The organism is Terriglobus albidus (genome assembly GCF_025685425.1).
Taxonomy (GTDB): domain Bacteria; phylum Acidobacteriota; class Terriglobia; order Terriglobales; family Acidobacteriaceae; genus Terriglobus; species Terriglobus albidus.
This window is the reverse complement of record NZ_JAGTAS010000018.1, coordinates 33,457-57,432: the sequence shown is the minus strand read 5'-3', so window position 1 is coordinate 57,432 and position 23,976 is coordinate 33,457. Positions and strand designations below refer to the sequence as shown.

Below are 23,976 nucleotides of genomic sequence, written 5' to 3'. Positions count from 1 at the left end.
ATCATTCAGATACAGCCATAATAAAACCTTCACCTAAGGAGCTACTTTCGAGTACGCTTTTGAAATGAATCTCGAACTAATTCTTTCTGCCATTGATGACCAGATCCGTAAACTTCAACAGGCACGTGCCATGCTTACCGAAGTGGAGACGTCGGCTGGCAAACGCAGTGTAGGACGGCCCAAAGGGACACTCCGAAAAACGAAGAAAGGTCGCGTGCTGAGCGCAGAGGCGCGTGCGAGGATTGCAGAGGCTCAGAAGAAGCGGTGGGCCGCTGCGAAAAAGGCCAAATAGCCGTTATAGGCCGGCGAACGGCGACAATCCGCATAGTAGCGTACGCGGATTGCTCGCCATAACATTAGTCTAAAAAGTGTTTTCACTTTTACTGTCCAAGATCCTGCTTCTAATGGCCAGCTCGTGTCGAACGTCAGTTGCTCGGGCCTCGCTAAAAGCGATTGCTCCCCGGTCCGCGGTCCGATTGGCAATCTCAATCTACGGCACGATCTGAATTCCATTAATCGGTGCTCGCGGAGTGGTATCGGGAGACGGTAAAGCTACTTGCGGTCTGGTTCGGAAAGATGATGTAGTTCCCCGCCGAGTTGTTTGCCTGGACAAACGTCCCAGAGAAATTTGTATTCGCAGAATCGGTTGCCGTAACCGTGGTGCCGCCAAGTGTATACCTTCCAGTTCTCTTCGCGGTATTGCTGTCGTCATCGCAATACACGTAAACCGTATAGGAGGATGGAAGGCCAGAGACCGTAACGCTTCTTATGGAAGTGTTGCTGGTATCGAGATACCCTTTCATCATCCTATTATTGCCAGCGGCATCGGTAATTGGCATGGCCTAGGTATTGTTGGCCGATTCCGGAGATAGTCACCCAGCTATGGAGCAGCCAAAATACTAAGTTATTGGTCGGAAAAGGAGTTACAAGTCGGCAAAACCGGCAAAATCGGCCAAATTGGCGATATTTGCGACAAGAATGCGACAAGCTTTTTTGCTACAAACTTTCACCAAGCGCGTTGTCTTCTAAACAACGCTGAACCATGGCCAAATTCACGTAGACGTTGTGGCCACATTCTTAACTCCAATGAGATGAACAGGCTCGGCGCGATTGAGCCGGTTGTAAACGCATTTCCGCGCCCAATGAATATCTGACGGTCTTCTCAACTGGGCGATTCGGTTGTACTCTCGCATCAAGAACGTACGTTGATGAACCTGTTTCAAGCCAATTGCACATACGCCGAGCATCTCTGAGAAGCTCTAAGCACCTCAGCGATGCGACAAGGTCAGTTGCGCTCGTTTGCTGCTCCTATATTGAGAATATTCGAGGAGAGGGCTCTGCCGTGTACCATCCAGTGCCTCGTCATCAGATTGCTGATGCGGTCCACCATCTCAGAAACCTATTCCGGCAGCAGCGTCCGGAGGATGAGAGAGCCGTACGCGCACAAGAACGGCGAGAGCTCTTAGTACGAAATTTCCTCTCGAATCTATCACGCACGCAGAAGCATCCGACCCTCAATACGCTGCTTGAGCTTTCGGATGCATTCTCTCTGACTCTTGACGGGGTACATCAACTCTTCGGATATAGAACCACTCAGATCCGGGACCTCGACTACGAACTCAACGGCTCCTATACTCGCATCATCGAATCTTATCCGTTCGAACGTAACAGCCAGGTCGAGATTCCCGCTCGAATCCGAACCGACGAACTCAAGCAGGATGCCTTCGTGAAGGACCTCATTGAGGACTGGAGAAGTGCGGTTCCGATCGCCTCTCTTGAAGGCCCCGCGTGGAAGCAGAAGGGTGCTTTCTATATTCAGGTCGGAACCGAAGATAGTCTTGGCTCAAGTCTGCCTCCCGGCGCGATTGCACTCGTTGAGCCGATTCCCGATGGCGAGCGCAAGCGGCCTAATCCAGGCGTGATCTACTTCCTGCAGTTTGGGAACGGGTATCGCTGCAGCCGGTGCGTTGTTACGAACAACAGACTCATTCTGCTTAGCGCCGGAAAAAGATCCGACGGCCCTAAAGACTTTGCCTTTCCCACCCAAGCGCGCGTCGTTGGACGCGTACGGATGTTCGCCGTGGGCCTCCCGCTCGCGGGCCGCCCTTTCATCCGCGACCTTCGGCGTCCCAATCGGCACGCGCCGCTGATCCTGCCTTGGGAACATGGCTCTTTAAACACTCTATTTGCAGCGGAGCATGCACGTTTCCAGCGTAATTACGAGGAGCGCTCTCGTACTCGCGAGTTTCTTCGTGCAATCTTCGGAAATGATTTCTCGTCACGAACAGAACGCCGGTATCGGTATCCATCAGGCTCCCTGCCCCACGTGGACACTCTCATACAGCTCTCTCTAACCCATGTGGCTCGCTACACCGACGCACTTCGGGCGAACGGAACGCTTCGATCGGACCGCAATCGATATTCTCTCCAGACTCTCCTGGAAGCCGAGCATCTTTCAGACCTCAAAGGCCAGGAAGCTTACGCTCCTCCTCCGGACCCGGCAGAACAATGGGAGGAACATCGGCGTGAGTACGGAGAGTGGCCGTCCCTTTTATCACTCAAATTCCCAAATCTGAGTTCCATTGGCGGCAAGGTAGTGCGTCTGGCTCGAGGAGTCTCGATAGCCGGTCTTGAGCCTTCCATCCGCCCAGGTTCGTTTGTAGCTGTCGAGAAGGTGGAAAGACTGCCGAACCCCGAGGACAATAGCGCTAAGCACGGTTGGTGGCGCCCCCTTTATCTCCTTCAGAGAGGCGCTGAGTTTGCCTGCGGCCCACTTGAAGGAAGCGGCGACGAACGTACCTTGGCAGCAGCAGCGCCGGAGAGAACCGAGACAATCCGCATCTCTGGCACTGACACGCAATATCTACACCGCGTGATCGGAGTGGCAGTCCCTGTATGACGGCATGCCAATAACTTTGGCCGCACAGAGCCTTTTTTCATCCGCGGGATCAATTGCACGTTACGCTCACTTTGCGATTGGCTGCATTCGCAGAGTCATTGATCATGCAGAACCATAGACCCTATCCAACAGTGGCGAATTCAGATGGAGCAGTGATCCTCGATGCCCATGGGGGACATCTCATCACGCTCAATCAAACGGCGGCCCGTATCTGGCAGGCGATTCAGCGGGGACAACCCACAGAAGAGATCGCCTCGCAACTGGCCGAAGAGACGGGAATGCCCGTACACGCAATTGAAGACGACATGCGGCAACTTCTGGCAGATCTAAAAGCACTTGGATTGTCGATACAAACGGAGCACAAAGAGCAATGATCCGGAACGCACAAGTTGAGACTCGGACTTACCGCATCGTCTTGATCGATCCGGGGAGCCAAAGGCTGGTGAGCCGAGCAGGACAATCCGACATCGTGCTATTGAACATCGATGTTCGGCTTTATAGCCGCCATGCTGCCGAAATCCAATCGGAGACTTACCGAAAGACCTCCTTGTCAGTCTTAGCTCTCGATCTCTACCGGGATTCATCGGGCATTTGGTTTGCAATCTGTGAGCTCCTTACGGTGTCCGTCGGCTATAGCTATCAACTCGTATCGCCCAGTGCTGCCGTGGATGGCTCATATTCGGCCTCATTTGCGGCACGTCTACGGCTGATCATTAACGGATGGACCCGTTCGCCCTTCTCGCGTTTGGGATGGATCAACGACGCCATCAATTGGGCCGAAACTTCAATCAAGGAGCTTCTCGCGCAGAAGGCTGAAATACGGCAACTAAATGTGAGCGACCACTTCGTATTGCTGAGCTTTAGAACCATTAGAGGGAAGAAGTATTGGCTGAAGGCAACGGGCGCTCCGAATGCGCATGAGTGCTCGATCACGCGACGACTCTATGAACTAGCGCGAGGTTCTTGCCCGGGCGCCTGTCCCATCCCGACGGTGACGGCAGTTCGAGAAGATTGGAATGCGTGGCTGCAATCGGGAGACGGATCGCCCGCGTGTGAAGACGGGGCCTCTGGCTCTGGGACCTGGCTCATCCATGCGGCAACCGCACTCGCGCGTCTGCAAGTTGCAACCATGGGATATGAACAAGAATTGCTGGCTGGAGGTGGTGTCGATCAGCGGCCGGAATCGACCAGGCGGGCACTCCCCGAGATCCTGGAGATGCTTTGCGAGGCGATGGATCGCCAAAGATCAACCAAAGTGCCACGCATATCCCAAACGCGTTTGACGGTTCTTTCCGAAACAATCGCAAGAGTACTGGAGCAAATCAGTCAACTTGGGGTACCGACAACCATCCTCCACGGTGACCTGAATGCAGGGAACATACTGTCAGAAGGCGACCGAATTATCAGATTCATTGATTGGAGTGAAGCTTACATTGGCCCTTGCATCGTTTCGTTGCGTCATCTCCTGTTGTTGAACAAGCTTCAGGATGAGCCTTTGAGAGCAAGCATTGAGCGAGAGACCACCGAGGCGTACCTCGATGTCTGGCGTGGCGTATGCGATATCGACAACCTGAGGAAGAGTCTTGCTTACGCAGATCTCGTTGCCGCCTTTTCTACGATCTATGGACGAGGTGTTCCCGCTAAGGAAGCAGGAGGCACGATTGATTCCTTCTACTCTTTCGTTCGCCCGATAGCGCGGCACATGGATCGCGCGGCACAGCAACTCAAGAGGGCTGGTAGATGAGTCCATCGATCCCAAAAGAGGCGCAGAAACCGGAAGAAGGCAAGGACTCCCCCACAGTTTGGCCTGTGCTGCAAGCTTTCTTCCTCTTGCTGTCTTTAGAACCCGCGATGGAGCGCAGCGCGTTCTTCGAAATTTATACGAGGGTTCGCAGAAAGACTCCTTCGAAGCAAAAGGAGCCGCGACTCGGTCACCGAGTTCTCAGCGATGCGGTGGATTTGGCCTGCGCACTCTACTTCAAACCCGTGCTTTGCCTCCAGCGCTCTGCTGCGGCGACTCTCTTGATGCGCCGCTACGGCTTGCCAGCCGAGATGGTGATCGGAGTTCAGATCCAACCGTCTAAGTCGCACGCTTGGGTTGAGCTTTCCGGCGAAGTGGTCAACGACAAACCGTATATGCATGAGATCTATCAAGAGCTCGAACGTTGCTAAACCTGAGACCTGCGATGAACATCTTCTTCGGAATTGTCGATTTCGCGAGACGCCCGGTTGACCGGATTGAATTCTCGCGCTTCGCCGAGGCTACACGGCGATGGAGTAAAGGTCCCGAATGCCTCAGCGTATCGGGACACCTCGCCATGGGATTCCAGGCGGAAGACAGAAACGCACATCCAGAAAGGCAAAAGCCGCCGCTTGCGAGCAGCCGAGGCAATCTAATAGTGTTCGATGGCCGACTGGACAACCGCACGGAACTGCTCTCCGAACTCCATATCGCCGAACCGGAATGCCCAGATGAACGAATCATCCTTGCTGCCTTTGAGTTGTGGGGTAGCACCATGTTTTCTCGTCTGGTCGGCGATTGGGCGTTAGCACTGTGGGTACCAGGTGACGACGCCATCTACCTTGCGCGCGATCACGCGGGTACGCGGACGCTCTACTTCGAATTCGTAAATGATTGCGCACGCTGGTCAACCTACCTAGAGAGCTGGGGCGTTGCCGCCGGCACTAGTCGGAGTTTGGACTGCGACTATGCCGTGTCTTATTTGATAGGTAGCTTGGACTTCCATCGCACACCGATTGAAGGCATCAATGCCGTCGCACCGGGAGAGTTTGTCTGTATCAAGAAAAACGGATTCGAGAGAACTCGCCATTGGGAACCGTTTGTCCGGCAGAAACTCAATTATCGGTCACATGACGAATTTGACGAGCACTTTCTGCATGTGTTCGAACACTCCATCGCCCGCCGCACACCGCTGAAGGACAGAATCCTAGCCCACCTGAGCGGTGGAGTCGACTCCAGCTCGATAGTTTGCGTCTCTGATCGCATCCGGCGGAGGACCAATAGGCCCCCGGCCCTGCTCGATACCGTCTCGTTCTTCGATGATGCCGAACCAAATTGGAATGAGAGACCTTATTTCCAGGAAGTCGCTGAGGCTCGGGGAAAACCCACGCTTAGCTTTGACGTATCGCAATCCGGTCACACCTTCCTGCCTGCGTCAATTCCCGCCGGGACCTTCGTTTTGCCGGGTTATGACTCGGGCTCGCTAGAGCACGAGTTGAGATTTCAGCAGGCGATCTCTACGCACGGCTACGACGTCATCCTCTCCGGCCTCGGGGGAGATGAGTTGCTAGGTGGTGTACCCTCCCCGATGCCGGAGCTAGCTGATTTGCTGGTTACAGGTCAGCCAGTGCACCTCTTGAGAAGAGCATTTGCCTGGAGTACGACACTGCATACACCGATCTGGCACCTTCTCCGTCAGGCATTCCAGGTCGCGAGCAATGTTCACCAGACGAAGATGGAGGTCCCGCCATGGATTACAAAGAATCTGTTGCGACGGCACACACCCTCTTTTGGAGGCGCTTCACCTTTTGTGTGTCGAGACCGTGCTCCAAGCAGTGTCCTATCCGCGAGAAGCTGGTTAACCCTGCTTGCGACCCTACCTAATCCCCATAACTTTGCGCTGCAACGAATGGAGCATCGCTTCCCTTTCCTGGATCGCCAAGTGGTCGAGTTTGCTCTTTCCCTGCCGAATGAGCAATTGGTTCAGCCGGGCCGACGGCGTTATATGATGCGCCGGGCATTGAAAAGCATCGTTCCGTCCAAAGTGCTTGAACGTCGTCGGAAAGCCTACATCGAGCGAGCACCCGCTGCTTTGCTGATGGATTCTTACGAACGGATGCGCAGTCTCATCCGCTCTTCCCTTCTTCTTGAAATCGGATTTGTAAATCGAGAGGAGTTCGAGCTCGCCTTGGAAAACGCCGCAGTTCGAGGCAGATCCGAATGGCGAACGGCTCTGATGAAGACTTGCCTCTTCGAGCTTTGGCTCCGTTCGGGCGTCGTCTCACCTATCTCTGCATGACCAAAGATCGCCTTGCAGTACCGGGCAATAAGTTCCGTGTGGCCCACCATCCGGAAAATCCAACAAGGAGCACCACTATGCGTTACATCAAACCAGCAATTCTCTCCGTTGTTACCGCCAGCGAAGCCATCATGGGGATGGACAAATCCATTGCTCGTCCCGACAGCAGCGGTGGCGATCCTTCTTTCCTCTCGACCGCCGCAGCCTATGAGGCGGACGAGTAGCCCATCCCTCCAACAGAACGAATCGGGGCCGGAAGACCGCGCCCCCGATTCGAGTCTTACCGCGCCGTTACATTTGTTCCCACCCCATGAGTGGCGGGGTCTTCGCCAGCTTGCATCGCGCGCCAGCGAGAATAACGATCCGGATCAGTCGGGTCAGTTCGCTCCTCCCCTTTCAGCCAAAAGAGATACCAAGCAAGATTGCGTTCGAGAGAGCCCAGACGCGCCAACGGATGATCCGGCTGATGCATCTCGAGGGGGTAATAGTAGAGCTCGGTTGGCTTATGCAAACGGCTCAGTCCAGAGAATACCTCCCATTTCAATGCCAAACTGAGAGGCGGCGCACTTCCGTCCGTGTAACGTGTCCCATATCCCATCACCTCCATAAGAAGCGGCGTATGAATCTTCGGGAGGTTGAACGAGATTGAATGCCCTCGCCAATTGTTGGCGGCCTCACTGTATGGAGATCCTCCATACATCGCATCCCAGCCGCGCTGCAACTGCGGGGTATGACTCAGCCAGTACTCGCCCATGCTGTATTCGACGTTGTCCACGACCGTCGCTGCAGCATAGCGGGTGCGACCATGCGTGAGTGCGAATTCCGTATACCAGCCCGAACGGCTGAATCCTATGATCCCGACTTTTGCCGGATCAACGAGACCTCTCGCCGTGAGGGCTTCCACAGCTTTGTCCCATATATCCGTCTGGAACGCCGCCTCCCCAAGATTCCCAGGAAAACCAGGAGGATAGTGCGACTGCTCGGCATCGGTCTTTCGGCTTCCGCTGTGAATACGTATCAGATAGAGCATCCCAGCATTCGCAATAGGTTGAGGTGCAAAGGCGGGATAGTGACTTGCGCCGCTATCGCAGAAGAACCCCGGTGTTGCGGCATAGGTATGAATCACCAGGGGGTATCGCCGGCTTGGGTCATAATTCGGTGGAAAGAATAAGAGACCTTTGGCTTCAAATCCCTGGGCGGTTGTCCACGAGACCTCCCGAGTGGGCGCCAGGGTCAGATGGTCAAATTGAGGATCGAGATTTGCAAGGAGACGAGGTCCTCTCCAACCGATACGAAAGAGAAAGAGGCTAGGGGGAACATCGGGCGACTCAGCGTCGGCGATCATCGCGTCTTGAGAAGCTGCCAACTGATTCACCGAGCCTCGCAACGGTACCCGTCGCGACGACACCTCTTTCCAAACGTCGCTGTCTTCCCGCATGGAAACAATGGAATCTGGCTGATCCTGGACCAGCAGCTCTCCGGATGATTCCCACTTAAGCGGACCTCGTAACATCCCATGGAGATCCTCTCGAATGAGGCGTACTTTCCCTGTTGGAACATGCACCTCAAAGAGATGGAAGTTATCCGGCAGAGGCCCGTGCTTTTGCACGTCATCTCGTTCCCATGAGCTATTGACCGGTGATTCTGCTACTGCGGCAAAAGACTGGCTGTCAGGAGACCAAAGCGGAATGCTCTGGGACCATGGAGACGGAAATGGCAGAAGCGTAGCTTCATCCTGCAGCCGTAGTACAGCTGTCACCATCCCGACGCCAATACCGTTGTTCATCATTCCCCCCACGACAGGGCTATGAAGCCAATCCGGTGGAAGCATAGCGGCAGAAGCAAGATAGTTGAACGCCAGGTATTTGCCATCCGGCGAAACACTCAGCATCAGGCTTAGGTTGTACGGAAACGAATCGGTCGCGCTTCGCACTCCCGGAAGCCGTACCGCAAGCCTCTTTGGCTTCGTCCAGCCTGAACCGCGTTTTCGGACGAAGAACAGATCCCGCGTGTAGAAGTTTGGCTTCGTCGGCTCCTGAAACGGAATCCGGTATCCTGCAGCAGTCTCGGCATCACTCGCCTGGCTACCCGGACGGTGGTACGTATGTCGTTCAATTGCGTACACCAACGTCTTTCCTAGCCCGTCCATGCTGTATTCGGCAATATTCTGCGCCAGCCCAAAGAGAGTGCTAACGCGACTGGTTCGGAGATCGATTTCAAGCAACTCGACACGTCCCTGCCGGTCTGCCAGCATGGAAAGAGTTTGACCGTTTGCAAGCCAGTGAAGACCGGACATCCTCCGCGCTACGAGGAGACGCTTGGGCGCATGTGTTCCGTCCATGGCAGCAACGTAGAGCTCGACGTCGTTATTGTTGGTAGCGAGATTGGGCGAGTTCACAAGATAAGCGACACGCTGACCGCTTGGGTCAATCTGCAAACCTGAACGAAAACTGTCGCTTACTAAGCGGCGGACGGTAACACAGTCGGAAGGACTGATTGCACGTTTGGCCTCAGCGCGGAGGCAATCGCCACTCCAGAGAGGGGCTAAGATGACAAGGTACAGAATGATGCAGACGCAATAATCCCAACGAATCTTCATCTTCGCCCCCTAAAACTGCAACTTGAGTGCGAATTGAAGCGACCTAGGACCACCCTGCTGATACTGGCTACTCATGGTAGCCAAGCTTTGATTGAGCGTTTGCGTCGCCTGGCCAAAGAGAGCATCGCTCAGGGTGGGATCCACGAGACCGAACACCGGATGGTTCAAGAGATTGAAGGCTTCCGCTCGAAAGACCAATCTCATCTCCTGACGAAGATCAAAGGATCTTCGGACTGCAAGATTTATCTGATTCGCATCGAAGCCACGGATGAAATTACGGGGAGCGTTCCCAGGATCCCCCGCAACAGGTAACCGGAAGGCAGCTCGGTTAACCAGACGGCCTCCCGGATACTGGCTTCCATAGAGGTAGAACGGCTGACCAGAAACGATACTGACGTTTCCGTAGTAGGTCTCACCGGTCGACTTGTTGCTCTGAAGACTGCCGCGGAGGGTAATGGGAAACGCCGTTCGGGCAACGAGACGCCCATCGAGCGCCCATCCACTCCGCATATAGTTGAGAATCCCCGTACGCCCTCCGCCAGGAAGGTCCCAAGAAACGCCGGCCTGCAGGTTGTTTCTCACGTCAAAGTCGGCATTGCCTCGGATCGCCGGCAGCGCCGAATTGTTGGAACCGAGGTCGAGAGCATGGGACCAGGTGTAGGAAGCGAGCGCCTGCAGGCCATGGGAGACAGACCGCTGGAACTGCAGTTGCAATGCCTGGTAGTTCGAGGTGGTTCCGGTGGTGACCACATTCACATTCGCGAAGTTCGGATTCACTGACCCCAGCGAGAATTGCTGCATACGCAATAACCGCCGCCCCTCCGAACCGATATACGACATCGTGATGGTCTGCATCTTCCCCAATGCCTGCTGAACACTGACGTTCCACTGCAACGTGTACGGAAGTTGCAGATGAGACGGAAAAGCAATCACTGTCGTAGAGGTATATGGAGCCGCGGTCGAGGGAGCAAAGGCTAACTGTGCCGGGGTGATCGGAAAAGCCAGCTTAGACTTCACCTGGATGGCCGAAAAGCCAAGATATTGATATCCGGTGGCTGCAACCTGGTTGCCTGTGTCGAAGAAAACTCCGCCTCCGGTACGCAAGACCGTCTCCCAGTTTGAACGGCTATTGAGCGTCCACGCGACGCCAAGGCGAGGCGCAAAGTTGTACCAGCTTGTCCTCCAGAGAGGCGTCCCTCGCGGAGCGACAGAAAGTGAGCTGGGATCCGCAAGACTTCCGGCCAGTGTAAACGCATCGTTCCCATGCTGCTCTCTAGGTGGTGGATTCACCTCCCAACGAAGCCCGGCGGACAAAGACAGCTTCGATGAAAGCCGCCACTCGTCTTGTGCGAAGAGCGCCGTCTCCTGGAAGATCGGTGTCGCCGGAAGCACCTTCGAGAGGATTGCCGTATCGGCCGTGTTGTTGAGAACGGATGCCTGGTTGGAGTAAATGCCCGACACATAAGGTGATTGGGGATGTAACGGAGACTTGATGCGACGATAGTCGGCTCCGAATTTCCACTGGTGCCTTCCTCGACTCACACTCAGGGTGTCCACAAGATTCCATTGCCTACCTTGATTGATATTGGCGCTCTGCTGCAAATCAGCTTCGCCTGTTCCCGTAAATGGCAGTTGGAAGGCAGTGCCGGAAGTTGTCGAGAGATCGTTGCCCATTGCCTGGGCAAGGTCGATGGGAGCTGCGCCCCCAAATGAATCGAGCGAAATCCGCGTAGATGCGTTGCTACGCGCATAGCCGAGTCGCAGCTCATTGGTTAGGCTGGTCGAAATCTGGCTTGTCGCCCCAAATGTATAGGTCTGAGTGGAAAATTTCCGAGCTGTTCGTACAGAAAGGTTTCGAGCATTTGTGGCGCTGGGACTATCACTCACTCGGAAAAACAGAGCAAGATGAGACGAGACGATCTGATCGATACGAACACTCGTCGCGTCGACGCTACTCGGCAACGAGTAGGGCTCGATGAATTGCGATAATCCGGAAGCATACGTACTGCCGTTCGGGACTGGGAAGGCATTCAAAATAGGTCGTAGGGAGACCGGCGCCGATTGCCGCAGCGCCAAGCTCGGGACAAACTGAATGGACGCGGCTTGAGGTTGTGTCAGACGGAGCCCTTCATACGACACGAAGAAATACCCGGGATGGGAGCCACTGAGAGGAACCGGTCCGCCAACTGTGCCACCGAAGTCGTTCTGCCGCAGGGGCGTAATGGCGCGGCCGTAGTGGTTGTTGAACCAGTTGTTGGCGTCGAAGAAGTCGTTTCGGAGATAGTCGAAGACGCTTCCGTGAATCACCTTAGTTCCGGAGCGGGTAACAAGCGAGAATTGGCCACCTGGACTACGACCATACTCCGCGGAATAGCTGGAGCTGGAAACACGGAACTCCTGCAACGCATCGACGGAAACCAGGCTCTGCGTGGTACCCAAAGCCGTACTCGCCCCAAGCGATCCGCTCGTAGCGGCCTGCGGACCACCGTTTGGGGCTCCTGCCCCAACGTTTCCACTCACACCATCGACGGTGTAGTAGTTGCTCTCGGTACGCTGGCCGTTGACGCTCACATCTCCGTTGAAACCCGGGGTTTGCGAGGTCTGTGGACTCTGGCTAACCACACCGGGAGTCATGGAGATGAGATCCTGGAAACTCCTGCCGTTCAGAGGTATGGATTCCACAAATTTTCTGTCCACGACCGTGCTAACAGAGCCGTTGGTCGTATTCATCAGAGAGGATGTGCCCTCTACCGTGACACTCTCGGCCGTTGAACCAAGCGGCAAAGCGAAATTCAAAGCAAGTGCACTCTGCACGTTCAGAATGACATCAGGCTTGATGATCGTCTTGAATCCTTGTTTGGCAACTTGAACGCGATATCTGCCAGGCGGGAGAGGCGGGGCGAAATAAATTCCCGATTCGTTTGTCCGCGTTGCATACAGAACGCCTGTAGCGTCATTTGCGATCGTGACCTCTGCCCCTGCGATGTACCGTCCCGACGAGTCCGTCACGCCACCGCTCAGGGATGCGTTCATGGATTGCGACAAGAGGGGCAACGACCCAAGACACAGCAGAACAGCCAGGATGCAAAAGATACACTTCATACGACGGTGCTCCGGGAACAGTAGGATGATTTGGCTTCATCCTGTCTACGGTTGAGCGCCGATTTTTGTATCAGCTCCGCAAAAACTTTACGGGTGGTTGGGTTGCATCTGCAGATAAGCCATCAGAAGGGGCTTGCCTGTCGGCCTCGGACTTCCCCCCTGAGGCTCCGCCGTCACAAACACTTTGTTCAGATGGGCCAAGGTCTTTGTGTCATTGAACCGTAACACCCACCGTTTTTTGGAATCATCCTGGTAAAACAGACCGAGGCTGATGTTCCGCTGATCACCGTCGCTACCCCACGCCTGAAAGGCGACGGATTGTTTGAGGCCAGGTTGTTTGTCCAAGTCATATCCATAAAAAACCAATGACTTGTCCTTGGTATAGAAGATGCGCCCGAAAGATTTTGACGTCTTGCCGTTCTGTGCAACGTCCTGGATATCCGCGATGTAAAGATCACGCGCGGCAATCAGCTCCCGTATATCGCGATCGTGTGCGAGCAGTTCCTTATCGAGCGTTAAGGATCGATCCTTATCTTCGACTGTTCCCGAGAGATCCCGAACGCGAGACTCAAGCGCGGCAATGCGGACGAGGTACTGCTTGGAAGTGTCTGCCGTTAAAGCTGTTTTCTCTTGCAAGTATTGCAGTTCCCCACGAGTGAGGGCGAGTTGGCTGGTCAGGATGTCTTTCTCTTTGGCGACATCTTCACGTTCCTTCTGCTCCTTTGCAAATTGCTCGCGAAGCGCAATCAGGCGGACATCCGCTTGATTCCGTTCTTCCCTAACGCGGTCGAGTTGGGTCCGCAGATCGATGATCTCTCCGCGAGCCGATCGCAACTCACTTTCAAGATTCGCTTCGTTCTTCGCCGCCGGCGTGGATGGGAGGTTCCGAGGCTGCAGAGCAATAGTTTGTGCGGACCATGCTGGCTCCTTCGGAGTCCGTAAATGGAGTCCAAACCATCCAATGCCAATCAGACCTGCGGCAACAGCCAGAACTGCTAATACCTTATTCGAACGCGGGAGGGTGTTCTCATTCGTAGAGGAGGAAGCCCGGTCCAGGGCTGCCATTAGCCTTTCTTCCGCTAGATCGAGGGATTCAGAGGGAGGTTCATCCTCTTCTGCATTCGCAGCCGCCATGCCCGGAATAATCTCATTAGCAATCTGCTGGTATTCAGCAAACAATCTCTGGCAGGATTCGCAATAGACGAGGTGCACCTGCAAGAGAGCCCACTCTTCCTCGGTCAGTTCACCGGATGGATAGAGGGCGCAGAGTGTAACAAACTCGTCATGCCAATGAGCATTCACCAGCTCAGCTCTCCGATGGGGCTATTGTGCATCATTCTCTCACTTTGCAGGTGGGTTTCCTTGAAATACGTGATTCCTAAACCGCTGAATTCCGCGGTAGTAATGATTCCTCACGTTGCCGTAATTTTGGCCAGTCTTCTCCGCAATTTCTTGCAACGAATAGCCTTCGAAGAAATGCAGTTCGATCACGCGTACCTGTTCGGCAGTCAATTCATCGCGAAGTCTGCCCAACAAACTACGGCCATCAATGGCTTCGCCAAGGTTCGTGCCGTGTATGGCAGCGGAGCGGTCTTCGATGAATGCCTGGTGATCGTAGTGTTGGCGCGATTGCAAGTAACGGCGCCTGTCGATGGCACGATGGTATGCCATCTGAATGATCCAAGACGCCGCAGTTCCCTTGCTAGGGTCGAACCGTGAGGCTTTCTGAAAGATGTAAAGAAATAGATCCTGACGCAAGTCCTCGGCCTCGGACTCGTCTTTTAGAATACGAAACGCGACGTTATAGACAGCTCGACCGTGTCGACGCAGCAATGTCGCAAGCGCATCTCTGCTTCCATCTGCAACGTCCTTGAGCAAGCTCTCTTCCGTGGATGTAGCAGATTCTTCTTCTAGTTGATTAGATAACCAGCTCTGTGTGCTTTCTTGCTCATGACTTCGGGTTCCCTTTGCCGAAGCGATGGGATGGGCATCATCAAGATATGCTGTGAATTCAGAGCTCACATGCTTCCTCTTCGGTTGTCATCTGATGCCGAGATGCATGCACTATAGTGCCATATACAAAGGCACTATAGTGCCTTCATAAATGCTCGTCAATCTCAACCATTGAGATGTGACCTCGTCTCCCAAACGTGATCGGCTCACGCTTGAAAAGGCGTTTGGTCGCGTGCTCGCGGATCTTCGAGAAAACAAGGGCTTGAAACAAATCGACGTATCCGTCGGAACAGGATATGTCGAGCGCACGGTCGGCATTATTGAACGTGGCGAAAAGAGCCCAACGTTGAGAACGATGGAAAACTTCGCGTCGTTTTACGGGGTCCCGCTGGAAGACCTTATTGCACGTGCAAAGCAGCTTCTGCGGTACGAACGTGAAGGTGACGACAACCCGTGAAGGAATGAGGCACTTTAGTGCCTTTCACGGATTTCTAGCTCCGACACCATTGCCTAGGTGAAGAGCTCGGAACACAGTACGCAATCGCTTGCTTCTGCATTCGGCGCTATCCTCGCGGCGCGACGCAAGAAACGGGGATTCTCGCAAATGGATCTGGCTGTCACTTCCGGATACAGTCTCCGATATATTGGCGATATTGAGCGCGGCACTAAGAGCCCCACCTTACGTACGATGCAAGATCTCGCAACCCTGCTCGGCGTTCGACTGAGTCAGATTGTTCTCGAAGCTGAACGAATGAGCGAGGATAACTCCCGACCCAATAGACGGTAATTTGTGACTAGGCTACGCGGCCCAGGCATTCAGCGGCATATAGGCGTCGATCGATGAAGGCTCTAGAGACCGGGCAACCCTCTCTCCCCAGATGGCCCCTCTCTTGCCGAAGATGGTCACAATGTTGCGCGCTGCACTGGCTCGAGTCGAGGACCATGCAGGTTTAGCATCTGACGATCCTGCCCTGCTTCAACTCAGACGCTCGGTCGTGCGGACGGTCGCCTTACTCGAAGTCGCGCAATCAAAGGATCTCGTCCTCCCCTAGGGGCCAGCAAAGGCTGAGTCGGGCAATTCTCAGTCCGATAGTGCCGCGTAAGCTCCAGTATTTGGCGCTATGCGACGAGCAGGAGGCTGAGGATCACTACAGATTGACGAGCCCCCATAGAAGAAGAGGGTCTGAGGAGAGACTTCGGTCATCGTCCGTGACCGGGGAGAAAACTCTGGCTCAAGCGCGGTACTGTTTCCAATCGGTAGTAATCTGACGAGCCATGCGACGACCGGCCTCTGGAAGCCACTTCGCTTTTCTTTTCTTGAGATCTTTCAACAGGATATCGGGCTGACGTTTTTTCCCGAGGTGAACATTCGCCACCTCGTTGCCCATAGCGTGAAGAAGAATGGTTTCATCGCGCATGCAGGACAACTCCTCCATACTGATCGGATTCGAATCCGGAGAAAGCCGTCGAATCAGCCAACCATTTCGGACTTTTTGAAATGGATCGGGCGAACGCACGGCTGTGCGAATCGCATCCTCATAGTGGGGCTGATGATTGCCGGTACGACCGGTCAGCCAAACGCTGGCTGACGGCACGACTCGTTTGGCTTCCCGTGCGATATAGCCGCCGCTGCAGTATGCAATCGCCACAAAGCGTTGCTGGCCGAGACTTCCCAAGCCAGCTTCTCTCCGAACGATCCGGAAGGCCAGATCTTTCGCCGGCAAGGCTCTTGCCAAGCATTGGCGAACACCATCAGGAAGTGATCGACCGACGGATGGATGCTCATTGAGTTTTCTCCAGAAATCTTTTGGCGTCTTGAGTGCCTCAATTCCCAGTTTTTCGAGCGCCGTTTCCGATTCTGCCAGGACCAGCGGACAACCGCCGTTCCTGAGAGTTTGGATATAAGCATCGAGGACGATCTCGCAAGCATCCTTCGTTTTTATGTTGAGCAAACCTAATGAACGGGCGACTTTGACACTCGCAGCCAAACGGACGAGATCGTTCGTATACGGCAATGGGAAAGCCTCATCAAAGTCGTCGACGCCCCAGCATAATCGCCCCTCGGTATCGCGCCAAGTTCCGAAACTGTCGACGTGAAGATCACCAACGCTGAGGACTCGCGGCGCATTGGCGCACTCCGCACATACCTCGAACCAGATTTGCGCCCACCGGTAATACGAGCCTCTGAAAAACTGAAACGGATCCTGCCTCATCTTCTCGTGTTTATGTTGAAGATGGCTTTCTATAACCGGACCACAACGGCGCATCCAGCCTTCATAGCTCCGAGTTGCGGCATGAATGTCCACTTCTTTCTGTGACATCCGATGCGTTTGCAGCCTTTGATGGATGCTCGCGCGGAGGTGAAGGCGCTATGGAGAATGACGCGGGCTTGAGACGAATTCGGTCGAAGGCGCCGAGTGATATTCGATGGGCCGAACCGCACATTCTCGAAAGACCATCGGCCAAATGCACACTGGCCTCTCACAACTTTCGACTGCTTCCATGCACGCCATGGCCGATGGCGGCAGGGCGTATGGAATCACGGCCACCGCGATTACACCCATACGTTCCCAGTGTTCTGGGGCCTGCCGCATCACGCTCGCGAAACTATCATTTCGCTGGGGTGAGACGTTCCGTCGGGAAGTGGAACCAGGTAAGGTTAGTGTCTTCCATCGAAAGGTTTGCGAAGCGACCATCTTCGGAGATCCAATCGATGCAATATACGCCCTTGGTGCCGTCTCTATGAACGCGATCGCCGCGCTGAAACTTGGGCTGTGGTTTGGGTTCCGGATTCTTCTGAGATTTCGCCATGGCCACGTTACCTACCGGGCGGCCAGAGTGTCTGTGTGTACTTTGAGCAGCGCGATCTTTATGCAGTCGCCGCTTAGGTAAGAGAGACTGGATTCCGTATCAAGATGTCGAAACGACTATAGCCCCTCGATCCCATCCCAGAAAATCGGCTTGAGTTGATCTTTAGTCACTCGAACAAGTGAGCTTAGAACGTTACCGTAGTTCTCCGCGAATATTGGGTCACGTCTTTTAGAGTGTTTGGAATCCAGGGCGCCCGAGAGTGTCGCGCCGGGGCGCTTATTTTCTAATGGAGCTTCTAGTCCAACGTCTGAGCAGACCGAACATCGCCGGAACTGCGCCGTAACAGGTAGTCTGCTGATTGTGGAGGACATATCCGTCGCGTGGACAATTCTCACGCAACCTTTTTCCCGAGCGCCCTCCGGATAGAGTCCGCAGACACACCATGCTGCTTGACGAGTTCCCGCAGACGTTGCTCGGAAACGCCAAGTTCCTTGGTCCAATAGCGGAGTTCCCACTCCTCATTAACATTGATGCGAGTACGGTCCTGGGGGCCACGGTCTTTCAGATTGTCAGGCATAAAGCACCTCTATCTTGTGGGATGGATGGCTCGCTTCGAGAGTTGGCCACAGACCATCTTTGGCAAATGTTAGGGGAAGTGCTAAATGGCTTTGATGCAGCATTCTGACTGAAGCTGCTGCTTTGTTTTGCCGATCTCCACCATTCTGGCAGCTCGCGAGTCCTGATCTTGCAGGAGAGGTGAGAAGGATCGCCACGTCAATTCACCTTGGACAACGCAGATCCGGAGGGGAAACCTCCTGGCGATGTGCGGATGGATTCGCTAAGAGCTCGAGTTGGAGAGCATGTCTCTCAATTGATCAAGCAACTTTCCCAGTGATCGATCGACCCGAAAGTTCGGCCGCGATTTTCTGACAAAGGATGCATGACCGCTTATGCTCTCGAATCGCCTCTTTCAGAGCGACCACGGCAGGATTAAGCGCTGCAGCTACGCCCTCGATCGACATGAAATCGCCGCCGCTCGATAGTCGATACGTGTCGATTAGCCGATTTGAAAGAAGGTCCAATTGTGGACAACGAGGATATGGCATAACCCGAAGTATCTAGATCACCTTGGTAGAAGAAACGGCTGCGCCGAACCGACTGAGAACAACCTCCGTCAGTTCCCCTGTCGGGGCTAAGTGAGATGCGGAGGGTCGGCAAAGGTTGCTTCGACTGGGATATAACTGCAGAGTCGGGCAGATCGGAGAATCCGATGGACTTCCCTGCGGCATTCAATGCCACAAACGCAGCCGGTATCGAGTTCCTAAAAACCGAGATGGGCCTGGCAAACACGTTTTTGAATGTCGCGGAGACGACCAGGCGGCCCGAGCAACGAATCCAGAGCCATCACGATGCGCAAATGGCATACCGCGAAGTCGCGCATTACCTGCCAAGGCTCCAGCTCACGGCTATCGAAAAACTCGATTTCGATCAACGACTCGCGGCCCTCAAAGGACGACTCATGCTGGCAGGCATCGAGCCATAGTTTTGTATGCCTTAGCGCATCCTATGCTCATGGCGAATCGGACAGATGACCATGTTCAGATGTTTATCGGGACCTCCGGCTATTCGTATCCGGACTGGAAAGGCGTGGTTTATCCGAAATCGGTGAAACGGGAGGTGGGCGCTTCGCGGACACCAGAACTGACCTACGTCTCGCGTTATTTCAACACCTGCGAGATCAACGCGACGTTCTACCGGAATTTTGAGCCGGCGATAGCAACGAAATGGTGCGACGCAATTGAAAGTCCCGACTTCGAGTTCGCCATCAAAGCGAACCAGGTCTTCACCCATGCTGCCGGGACAAAGCCGAGCGAGCGCAAAGCGCCTACCTCGGTGGAGAGTTTGAAGTACACGCAGACCGATCTGGATGAGACGCGTCGTTTCCTTGATGTCATGGCCCAACGGAACCGTCTGCTGGTTGTCCTGTTCCAGTTTCCGGTCTCCTTCAAGTTCACGACGAAGGACAAGCAGGGTGAACCCGTACGCCTGGAGGGCAACTGGGATCATGTGGCTGATGTTCTCAATGCTCTGAAGGAATATCCGAAGGCAATCGAATTTCGGCATGAAAGCTGGGACGATCCGTGGGTCCTGAGCGCGCTGCGGGAGCATGAGACAGCCTGGGTCAACATCGACGAGCCGAGGCTCGGCGCCTCATTGCACGGGACGGATTATGTGACCGCGCCGATCGCATACCTCAGGCTCCACGGTCGGAACTACAAGAAGTGGTTCAACTCGGAAAGCCGGGACGAGCGGTATGACTATCTCTATACGCCGGAAGAACTGGAACCGATTGCCAAGTCACTGAAGAGTATGGCTAGGAAGGTTGAAAAAGAGCCAAGCCGCAGGCAGAGAAAGAAAATCCTGGCGGCGACCAACAACCACTACAAAGGCCAAGCAGCCGTAAACGCGATTGATCTCAAAAGGCTTTTGGGAATCAAGAATAATCCGGTTCCACCGCCTCTGGCGGACGCCTATCCGGAACTCGCCGAGTAGTCCGGCTGTTACCGGTCAGTATCGCCAATATGAACGGAAAGGAAGCCACTCCTTCGCCAGATAAAAATTTGGACCGCCGGAGTCGAAGAGACGGTTGGTAGAGGTGGGATATCAAACATTCCAAAGGAGCTAGATCTAGAGAGACAGCACAAGCTCTCCAGTGGCTAGGGTGGCGTTCTGTACTGTTCCAAACGGTAACCAAAGAACTTGGAGGTGTGGATTAAATTCGCCTTTTATTCGCCTATACTCTCCTCATGAAGGTGGGCGGCCACAACCGGCAAGTCGATTTCGAGCGACTCGGCCCTTCTCTGGTTATTGCTGCCAGTTTGGTGCTCGCCATCCGAACAGCCAAGAAGGCCGTTCCCGACGCACAATGCTCAAGTTCCAATTGGGATAAGGACGTTGAGAGTTCGGTCCAAATCGCCCACATGATCCTCACCCAGGCTATTCAGAGGTATCCGGGTTTGTTTCAGCACAAGAATGTGCCCTGGTACATACCGAACGATGAGGATGTGCCTGAATGACGGAGGTCGAATATCCAGCGGCTGGCGTGGGCAGATGAGGTAGACGGGTTCACTTCGGCAGATTCTTTTTGGATCGCCTACACCCGCCATGTCAACGAGTGTCCCCACCTGGAACGAACTATAGGTGCAGGGATAGTTAGCTGCGAGCAGATCACGTGGACCGCCGGGTCACGCTTTTGTGGTCGAGAACATAAGGAAATATTGATCGCTGGAGCTATGTCACATTTCGATCTTCTATTCCGTCCCACTTTTGAAGACAAGGGGTGGGGAAATTTATGAAACGGACCTTAGCTATTATCATTGGGAGCCTGGTTGCAGTGGCACTGTTCGCAGTGCTTGTGCATGCCGTGCTGATCGTCGCGCATATTCCCAATACAGCTACTACCACTGTCTCAGGTATAACTCCCCGGCGTCTCTGGGCCACCACGCCGGTTGCACTGGGACTTGCAGGGGTCATCATAGGTTCGATGGCCCTGGTTCGCTCAGCTCGCCAAATTGGAAATCGTGGGAGAAACGGTGCAACCTTGGCTTTGATGGCCGGGGTCATTGCCATGGTCAATGGCGTCCTAAATTTGGCTATTGCGACTGGCGGACCTGGAACTGGCAATGGAGTAGTTGGTGGCGCGGCTGCATTCGTACTTGGACTGACTGGCACGACCTTGGGCGCGTTGGTCCTGTCCCGTAGCCGCCGTACTGTTCTACCGTCAGGACAAACGACGTGAGTTCCACGACCGCGATGCCGAATCCATCCGACGACTTCGAGCTTTACCGCCGGCGCCTGCTCGGTCTTGCGTACCGCATGCTCGGCTCGATGGCTGACGCTGAGGATGCGGTGCAAGAGACGTACTTGCGATGGCATTCGACCGAACGCGACAGAGTATTAGAGCCGAGGGCATTTCTCATGACTACGACGACGCGGATTTGTCTCGATATGTTGACCTCGGCACGTGCTCGGCGTGAAGAATACGTCGGATCGTGGCTGCCCGAACCAATTCTCGACACAGCAGCACTGGCACCCGATACCCGCACGGAACTGGCTGAGGATCTCTCCATCGCGCTGCTCTTAACGCTCGATCGGTTGTCGCCGCTTGAGCGCGCGGCCTTTCTGCTGCACGACATCTTCGATTTCTCGTTCAGCGAAGTGGCTACAGCGTTGGGGCGGAGCGAGGTGGCATGTCGCAAGCTCGCCGCCCGGGCACGGGCAAATGTATGCGCAGCCCGCCCACGCGGTGTGACCGCGTCACCAAATTCTTCGGGCGGAGTCGATGCGAAACATGCGCAACTCTTGTCCGCATTCTCAGCGGCGACCGAGTCGGGAGACCTCAATGCGATAACACAACTACTCGCGAGCGACGTGCGGGTTGTAACCGATGGTGGCGGAAAAGTACGCTCCGCATTGAACGCAGTTGAGGGTGCAGATCGCGTGGCTCAGTTCTTGGTGGACGTCACCCGTAAACGCCCAGACGCATGGTGGCGTGAAGATTTCACGATTCGCTTTGCGCTGATTAACGGCCTGCCTGGCATCGTCGTGGATTCACGCGAGGGACCAGTGCAGACGGCAGCGTTCGAGATTGAGGAGGGCGTCATACGAGCGCTGTACGTGGTGCGCAATCCAAACAAATTACTCCATTTAGCACCCGCGCGGCACAGGAGGAATTTCGGGAGCGAGCCCTGATCTACCCTTCGGAATATACGCACGAACAACCTCGCCATCGCCTGAGACCAAGCATGCGCATTTTTGTGGCTACATGGGCACCTCTGCGCACCGAGAATCCATCCAACGGTGTCTGGAGATGAATATGGCGGACCGCATGCAATACAGCGAAGATGATCCTCGGCATCACACGGAAAAATTGAAAAGCATGTTGACCGAAATTGCCCAGCATGCTCGGTCAGATATCGGGAAGGTCCAAGACCCGAAAGCTCAGGCCCTATTCGAGGTTGTCGCGGAGGTGCTTCTCGGACTTCGAAAGGCGTGCGAGGACTTCGAGAACAGAAACGAACCTGCATGGCAAAAAGCGAGTTAGCGCTGGAACGATCTAAGGACGAGGTCAGGTATTCGCAATCATATTGACCGGAGTCACAGGCAGAACCATTGAGAACAGGGATCCGCCGTTCGCGGGCGAACTTACGCTCACAATACCTCCATGCGCCTCCACCGCCCAGTTTGTGATTGCGAGTCCCAAACCGACCCCCTGAACTTCGCTATTGCGCGACTCGTCGAGTCGATAAAAGCGATTGAAGACACGCTCCCTAGCGTCTTCCGGGATGCCCGGTCCCTGATCGGCAACTGAAATCCTTACCATGGAGCTATCACCGACAGCACTGGCTTGCACAATCTCTACCAGAATCCGGATCTCGCTTTTCTCCGGGGAATATTTCACTGCGTTGTCGATCAGATTAACGAGCGCCATGCGCATGAACGGGCGGTCGGCGCTTAGGTCAACCTCATCTTTGACCGAAAGCAAGATGGCTTGACCTTTGTCTTCGGCAAGCACGCGCACAATGGAGACCGCCTCCTGCACCAATTCGTTAACGGAAAACTCAGATCGATTGAGTGCGAGTACGCCTGATTCGGCGTGGGCGATCGTGAGAAGGGTATCGATCATACCGGTGAGTCGGGACACCTCTTCCAGCATGCTTCCAATGATGTCGCGATACTTTTTTGCTTCATAGTCGGCCTGCGCGCCCACTTCGCCGATGCTGCGAATCGATGCAAGCGGCGTTCGAAGCTCGTGGGATACGTCCGACGTGAAATCCCGTAGTTGCTGAAAAGATTTTTCAAGCCGTTCCAAAAGATCGTTGAGAACGAGCGCCATGTGCCCCAGTTCGTCATCTGCATTGCTGACAGGGATGCGTTCGTTCAGCCTGTGAGCAGTGATGTGCTGTGTTAGTTGTGCCATCTGGCTCAAAGGGTCGAGTGCTTTGTTCGCCACCTTTGAGCCAGCAAAGCCGGCGGCGAGCAAGGCAAATGGCATTACGAGTATGAGAAGCCCGAAGAGCTGGATCGATTGCTTTCGAATGGGTTCGGTGCTGTAGCCGACCCGAATGAGGACTGTTCTGCCTTCAACAGGTCGAATATGAGAGAGCACGAGAACATGTGTGCCGCTGGCCAGCCGGAGACTGTGGCGAAAGAAGTCGGCGCTTCCTTCGCTAGCCGTGCGCGCCCCTCCCAGGCTGTCATTCCCCAGCTTGGAATTTCGAAAAAGGACATTCCCATCCATGCTCAGGACCTCTAATAGCCGGTCCAGGAGCAACCTGTGTTCCTCCCTGATGAAATAGTCTTGCCGCAAGGACAGACGACCATCGGGTTCAAAATAAAGAAGACCTTCGACCGTTTCCATGTCTTGGATTTCTGCATGGTAAAGCTGGTCCTGAAGATGCAGGTAGTGCAACGCAGAGGCAACACAGACGAAGCCAAACAGAATCAGGCCGAAGATGCCAACGTACCATAGCGTGAGCCGGTTCCGTATCTTTGAGATCCACGCAGACACG

At 54.6% G+C, this 23,976-nt stretch carries 21 protein-coding genes; 12 read left to right on the top strand and 9 right to left on the bottom strand.

Going from position 1 to position 23,976, the window contains the following annotated elements:
- Nucleotides 1-512: 512 nt before the first annotated feature.
- Entirely contained in the window at nucleotides 513-806 is a 294-nt protein-coding gene (locus tag OHL21_RS00345; protein ID WP_263415259.1) for a hypothetical protein, read from the bottom strand.
- Between the two features lie 536 nt (nucleotides 807-1,342).
- On the opposite strand from OHL21_RS00345, the gene OHL21_RS00340 reads away from it, so the two are divergent.
- The 6 genes from OHL21_RS00340 (at nucleotide 1,343) to OHL21_RS00315 (ending at nucleotide 7,163) form a co-directional block, all read left to right on the top strand.
- Nucleotides 1,343-2,899 carry a hypothetical protein gene (locus OHL21_RS00340; protein WP_263415258.1) on the top strand — a complete coding sequence of 519 codons (1,557 nt, stop codon included), beginning with the start codon at nucleotides 1,343-1,345 and terminating at the stop codon, nucleotides 2,897-2,899.
- A 104-nt stretch (nucleotides 2,900-3,003) separates the two neighbouring features.
- Nucleotides 3,004-3,273, top strand: a complete 270-nt coding sequence (locus OHL21_RS00335) for a PqqD family protein (protein ID WP_263415257.1) — start codon at nucleotides 3,004-3,006, stop codon at nucleotides 3,271-3,273.
- Nucleotides 3,270-4,643: a phosphotransferase family protein gene (locus tag OHL21_RS00330; RefSeq protein ID WP_263415256.1), complete on the top strand. Its 1,374-nt coding sequence runs from the start codon at nucleotides 3,270-3,272 to the stop codon at nucleotides 4,641-4,643. The genes OHL21_RS00335 and OHL21_RS00330 overlap by 4 nt, the downstream gene beginning before the upstream one ends.
- Entirely contained in the window at nucleotides 4,640-5,071 is a 432-nt protein-coding gene (locus tag OHL21_RS00325; protein WP_263415255.1) for a lasso peptide biosynthesis B2 protein, read from the top strand. The genes OHL21_RS00330 and OHL21_RS00325 overlap by 4 nt, the downstream gene beginning before the upstream one ends.
- Nucleotides 5,072-5,085: 14 nt before the next feature.
- Nucleotides 5,086-6,939: an asparagine synthase-related protein gene (locus OHL21_RS00320; RefSeq protein WP_263415254.1), complete on the top strand. Its 1,854-nt coding sequence runs from the start codon at nucleotides 5,086-5,088 to the stop codon at nucleotides 6,937-6,939.
- Nucleotides 6,940-7,016: 77 nt separating this feature from the next.
- Nucleotides 7,017-7,163: a hypothetical protein gene (locus tag OHL21_RS00315; protein ID WP_263415253.1), complete on the top strand. Its 147-nt coding sequence runs from the start codon at nucleotides 7,017-7,019 to the stop codon at nucleotides 7,161-7,163.
- 56 nt (nucleotides 7,164-7,219) lie between these two features.
- On the opposite strand, the gene OHL21_RS00310 is transcribed toward OHL21_RS00315, so the two are convergent.
- The 4 genes from OHL21_RS00310 to OHL21_RS00295 form a co-directional block, all read right to left on the bottom strand.
- The gene (locus OHL21_RS00310; RefSeq protein WP_263415252.1) at nucleotides 7,220-9,538 is read right to left on the bottom strand and encodes an alpha/beta hydrolase family protein; all 2,319 of its coding nucleotides are present in this window, start codon (nucleotides 9,536-9,538) and stop codon (nucleotides 7,220-7,222) included.
- Between the two features lie 9 nt (nucleotides 9,539-9,547).
- The gene (locus tag OHL21_RS00305; protein ID WP_263415251.1) at nucleotides 9,548-12,640 is read right to left on the bottom strand and encodes a TonB-dependent receptor; all 3,093 of its coding nucleotides are present in this window, start codon (nucleotides 12,638-12,640) and stop codon (nucleotides 9,548-9,550) included.
- Between the two features lie 87 nt (nucleotides 12,641-12,727).
- On the bottom strand, nucleotides 12,728-13,942 hold the full coding sequence (locus OHL21_RS00300) for an anti-sigma factor domain-containing protein (RefSeq protein ID WP_263415250.1): 1,215 nt from the start codon (nucleotides 13,940-13,942) through the stop codon (nucleotides 12,728-12,730).
- A gap of 39 nt (nucleotides 13,943-13,981) precedes the next feature.
- Nucleotides 13,982-14,662, bottom strand: a complete 681-nt coding sequence (locus OHL21_RS00295; RefSeq protein ID WP_263415249.1) for an RNA polymerase sigma factor — start codon at nucleotides 14,660-14,662, stop codon at nucleotides 13,982-13,984.
- Nucleotides 14,663-14,771: 109 nt separating this feature from the next.
- Here OHL21_RS00295 and OHL21_RS00290 point away from each other — a divergent pair, with 109 nt between their 5' ends.
- Together OHL21_RS00290 and OHL21_RS24415 are read left to right on the top strand one after the other, a co-directional pair.
- Entirely contained in the window at nucleotides 14,772-15,050 is a 279-nt protein-coding gene (locus OHL21_RS00290) for a helix-turn-helix domain-containing protein (RefSeq protein WP_263415248.1), read from the top strand.
- A gap of 57 nt (nucleotides 15,051-15,107) precedes the next feature.
- On the top strand, nucleotides 15,108-15,380 hold the full coding sequence (locus OHL21_RS24415) for a helix-turn-helix domain-containing protein (RefSeq protein ID WP_399256765.1): 273 nt from the start codon (nucleotides 15,108-15,110) through the stop codon (nucleotides 15,378-15,380).
- Nucleotides 15,381-15,825: 445 nt separating this feature from the next.
- Here the strand turns inward: OHL21_RS24415 and OHL21_RS00285 are convergent, their stop codons facing one another.
- The 3 genes from OHL21_RS00285 to OHL21_RS00275 all read right to left on the bottom strand — a co-directional run bounded on the left by OHL21_RS00285 (nucleotide 15,826) and on the right by OHL21_RS00275 (nucleotide 17,981).
- Entirely contained in the window at nucleotides 15,826-16,914 is a 1,089-nt protein-coding gene (locus tag OHL21_RS00285; RefSeq protein ID WP_263415247.1) for a DUF2252 domain-containing protein, read from the bottom strand.
- 289 nt (nucleotides 16,915-17,203) lie between these two features.
- Complete coding sequence (locus tag OHL21_RS00280) at nucleotides 17,204-17,404, bottom strand: hypothetical protein (protein WP_263415246.1); 201 nt, start codon at nucleotides 17,402-17,404, stop codon at nucleotides 17,204-17,206.
- 391 nt (nucleotides 17,405-17,795) lie between these two features.
- Nucleotides 17,796-17,981, bottom strand: a complete 186-nt coding sequence (locus tag OHL21_RS00275; RefSeq protein WP_263415245.1) for a DUF3606 domain-containing protein — start codon at nucleotides 17,979-17,981, stop codon at nucleotides 17,796-17,798.
- 693 nt (nucleotides 17,982-18,674) lie between these two features.
- Here OHL21_RS00275 and OHL21_RS00270 point away from each other — a divergent pair.
- The 4 genes from OHL21_RS00270 (at nucleotide 18,675) to OHL21_RS00255 (ending at nucleotide 22,156) form a co-directional block, all read left to right on the top strand.
- Nucleotides 18,675-18,947 (top strand): hypothetical protein, encoded by a 273-nt coding sequence (locus tag OHL21_RS00270; RefSeq protein ID WP_263415244.1) that lies wholly within the window; start codon nucleotides 18,675-18,677, stop codon nucleotides 18,945-18,947.
- 29 nt (nucleotides 18,948-18,976) lie between these two features.
- Nucleotides 18,977-19,957, top strand: coding sequence for a DUF72 domain-containing protein (locus OHL21_RS00265; protein WP_263415243.1), 981 nt, complete (start codon nucleotides 18,977-18,979; stop codon nucleotides 19,955-19,957).
- A gap of 841 nt (nucleotides 19,958-20,798) precedes the next feature.
- Nucleotides 20,799-21,203: a DUF6223 family protein gene (locus tag OHL21_RS00260; protein ID WP_263415242.1), complete on the top strand. Its 405-nt coding sequence runs from the start codon at nucleotides 20,799-20,801 to the stop codon at nucleotides 21,201-21,203.
- A 14-nt stretch (nucleotides 21,204-21,217) separates the two neighbouring features.
- Nucleotides 21,218-22,156, top strand: coding sequence for a sigma-70 family RNA polymerase sigma factor (locus tag OHL21_RS00255; RefSeq protein ID WP_263415241.1), 939 nt, complete (start codon nucleotides 21,218-21,220; stop codon nucleotides 22,154-22,156).
- Between the two features lie 376 nt (nucleotides 22,157-22,532).
- On the opposite strand, the gene OHL21_RS00250 is transcribed toward OHL21_RS00255, so the two are convergent.
- Entirely contained in the window at nucleotides 22,533-23,975 is a 1,443-nt protein-coding gene (locus OHL21_RS00250) for a sensor histidine kinase (RefSeq protein ID WP_263415240.1), read from the bottom strand.
- Nucleotide 23,976: the final 1 nt, after the last annotated feature.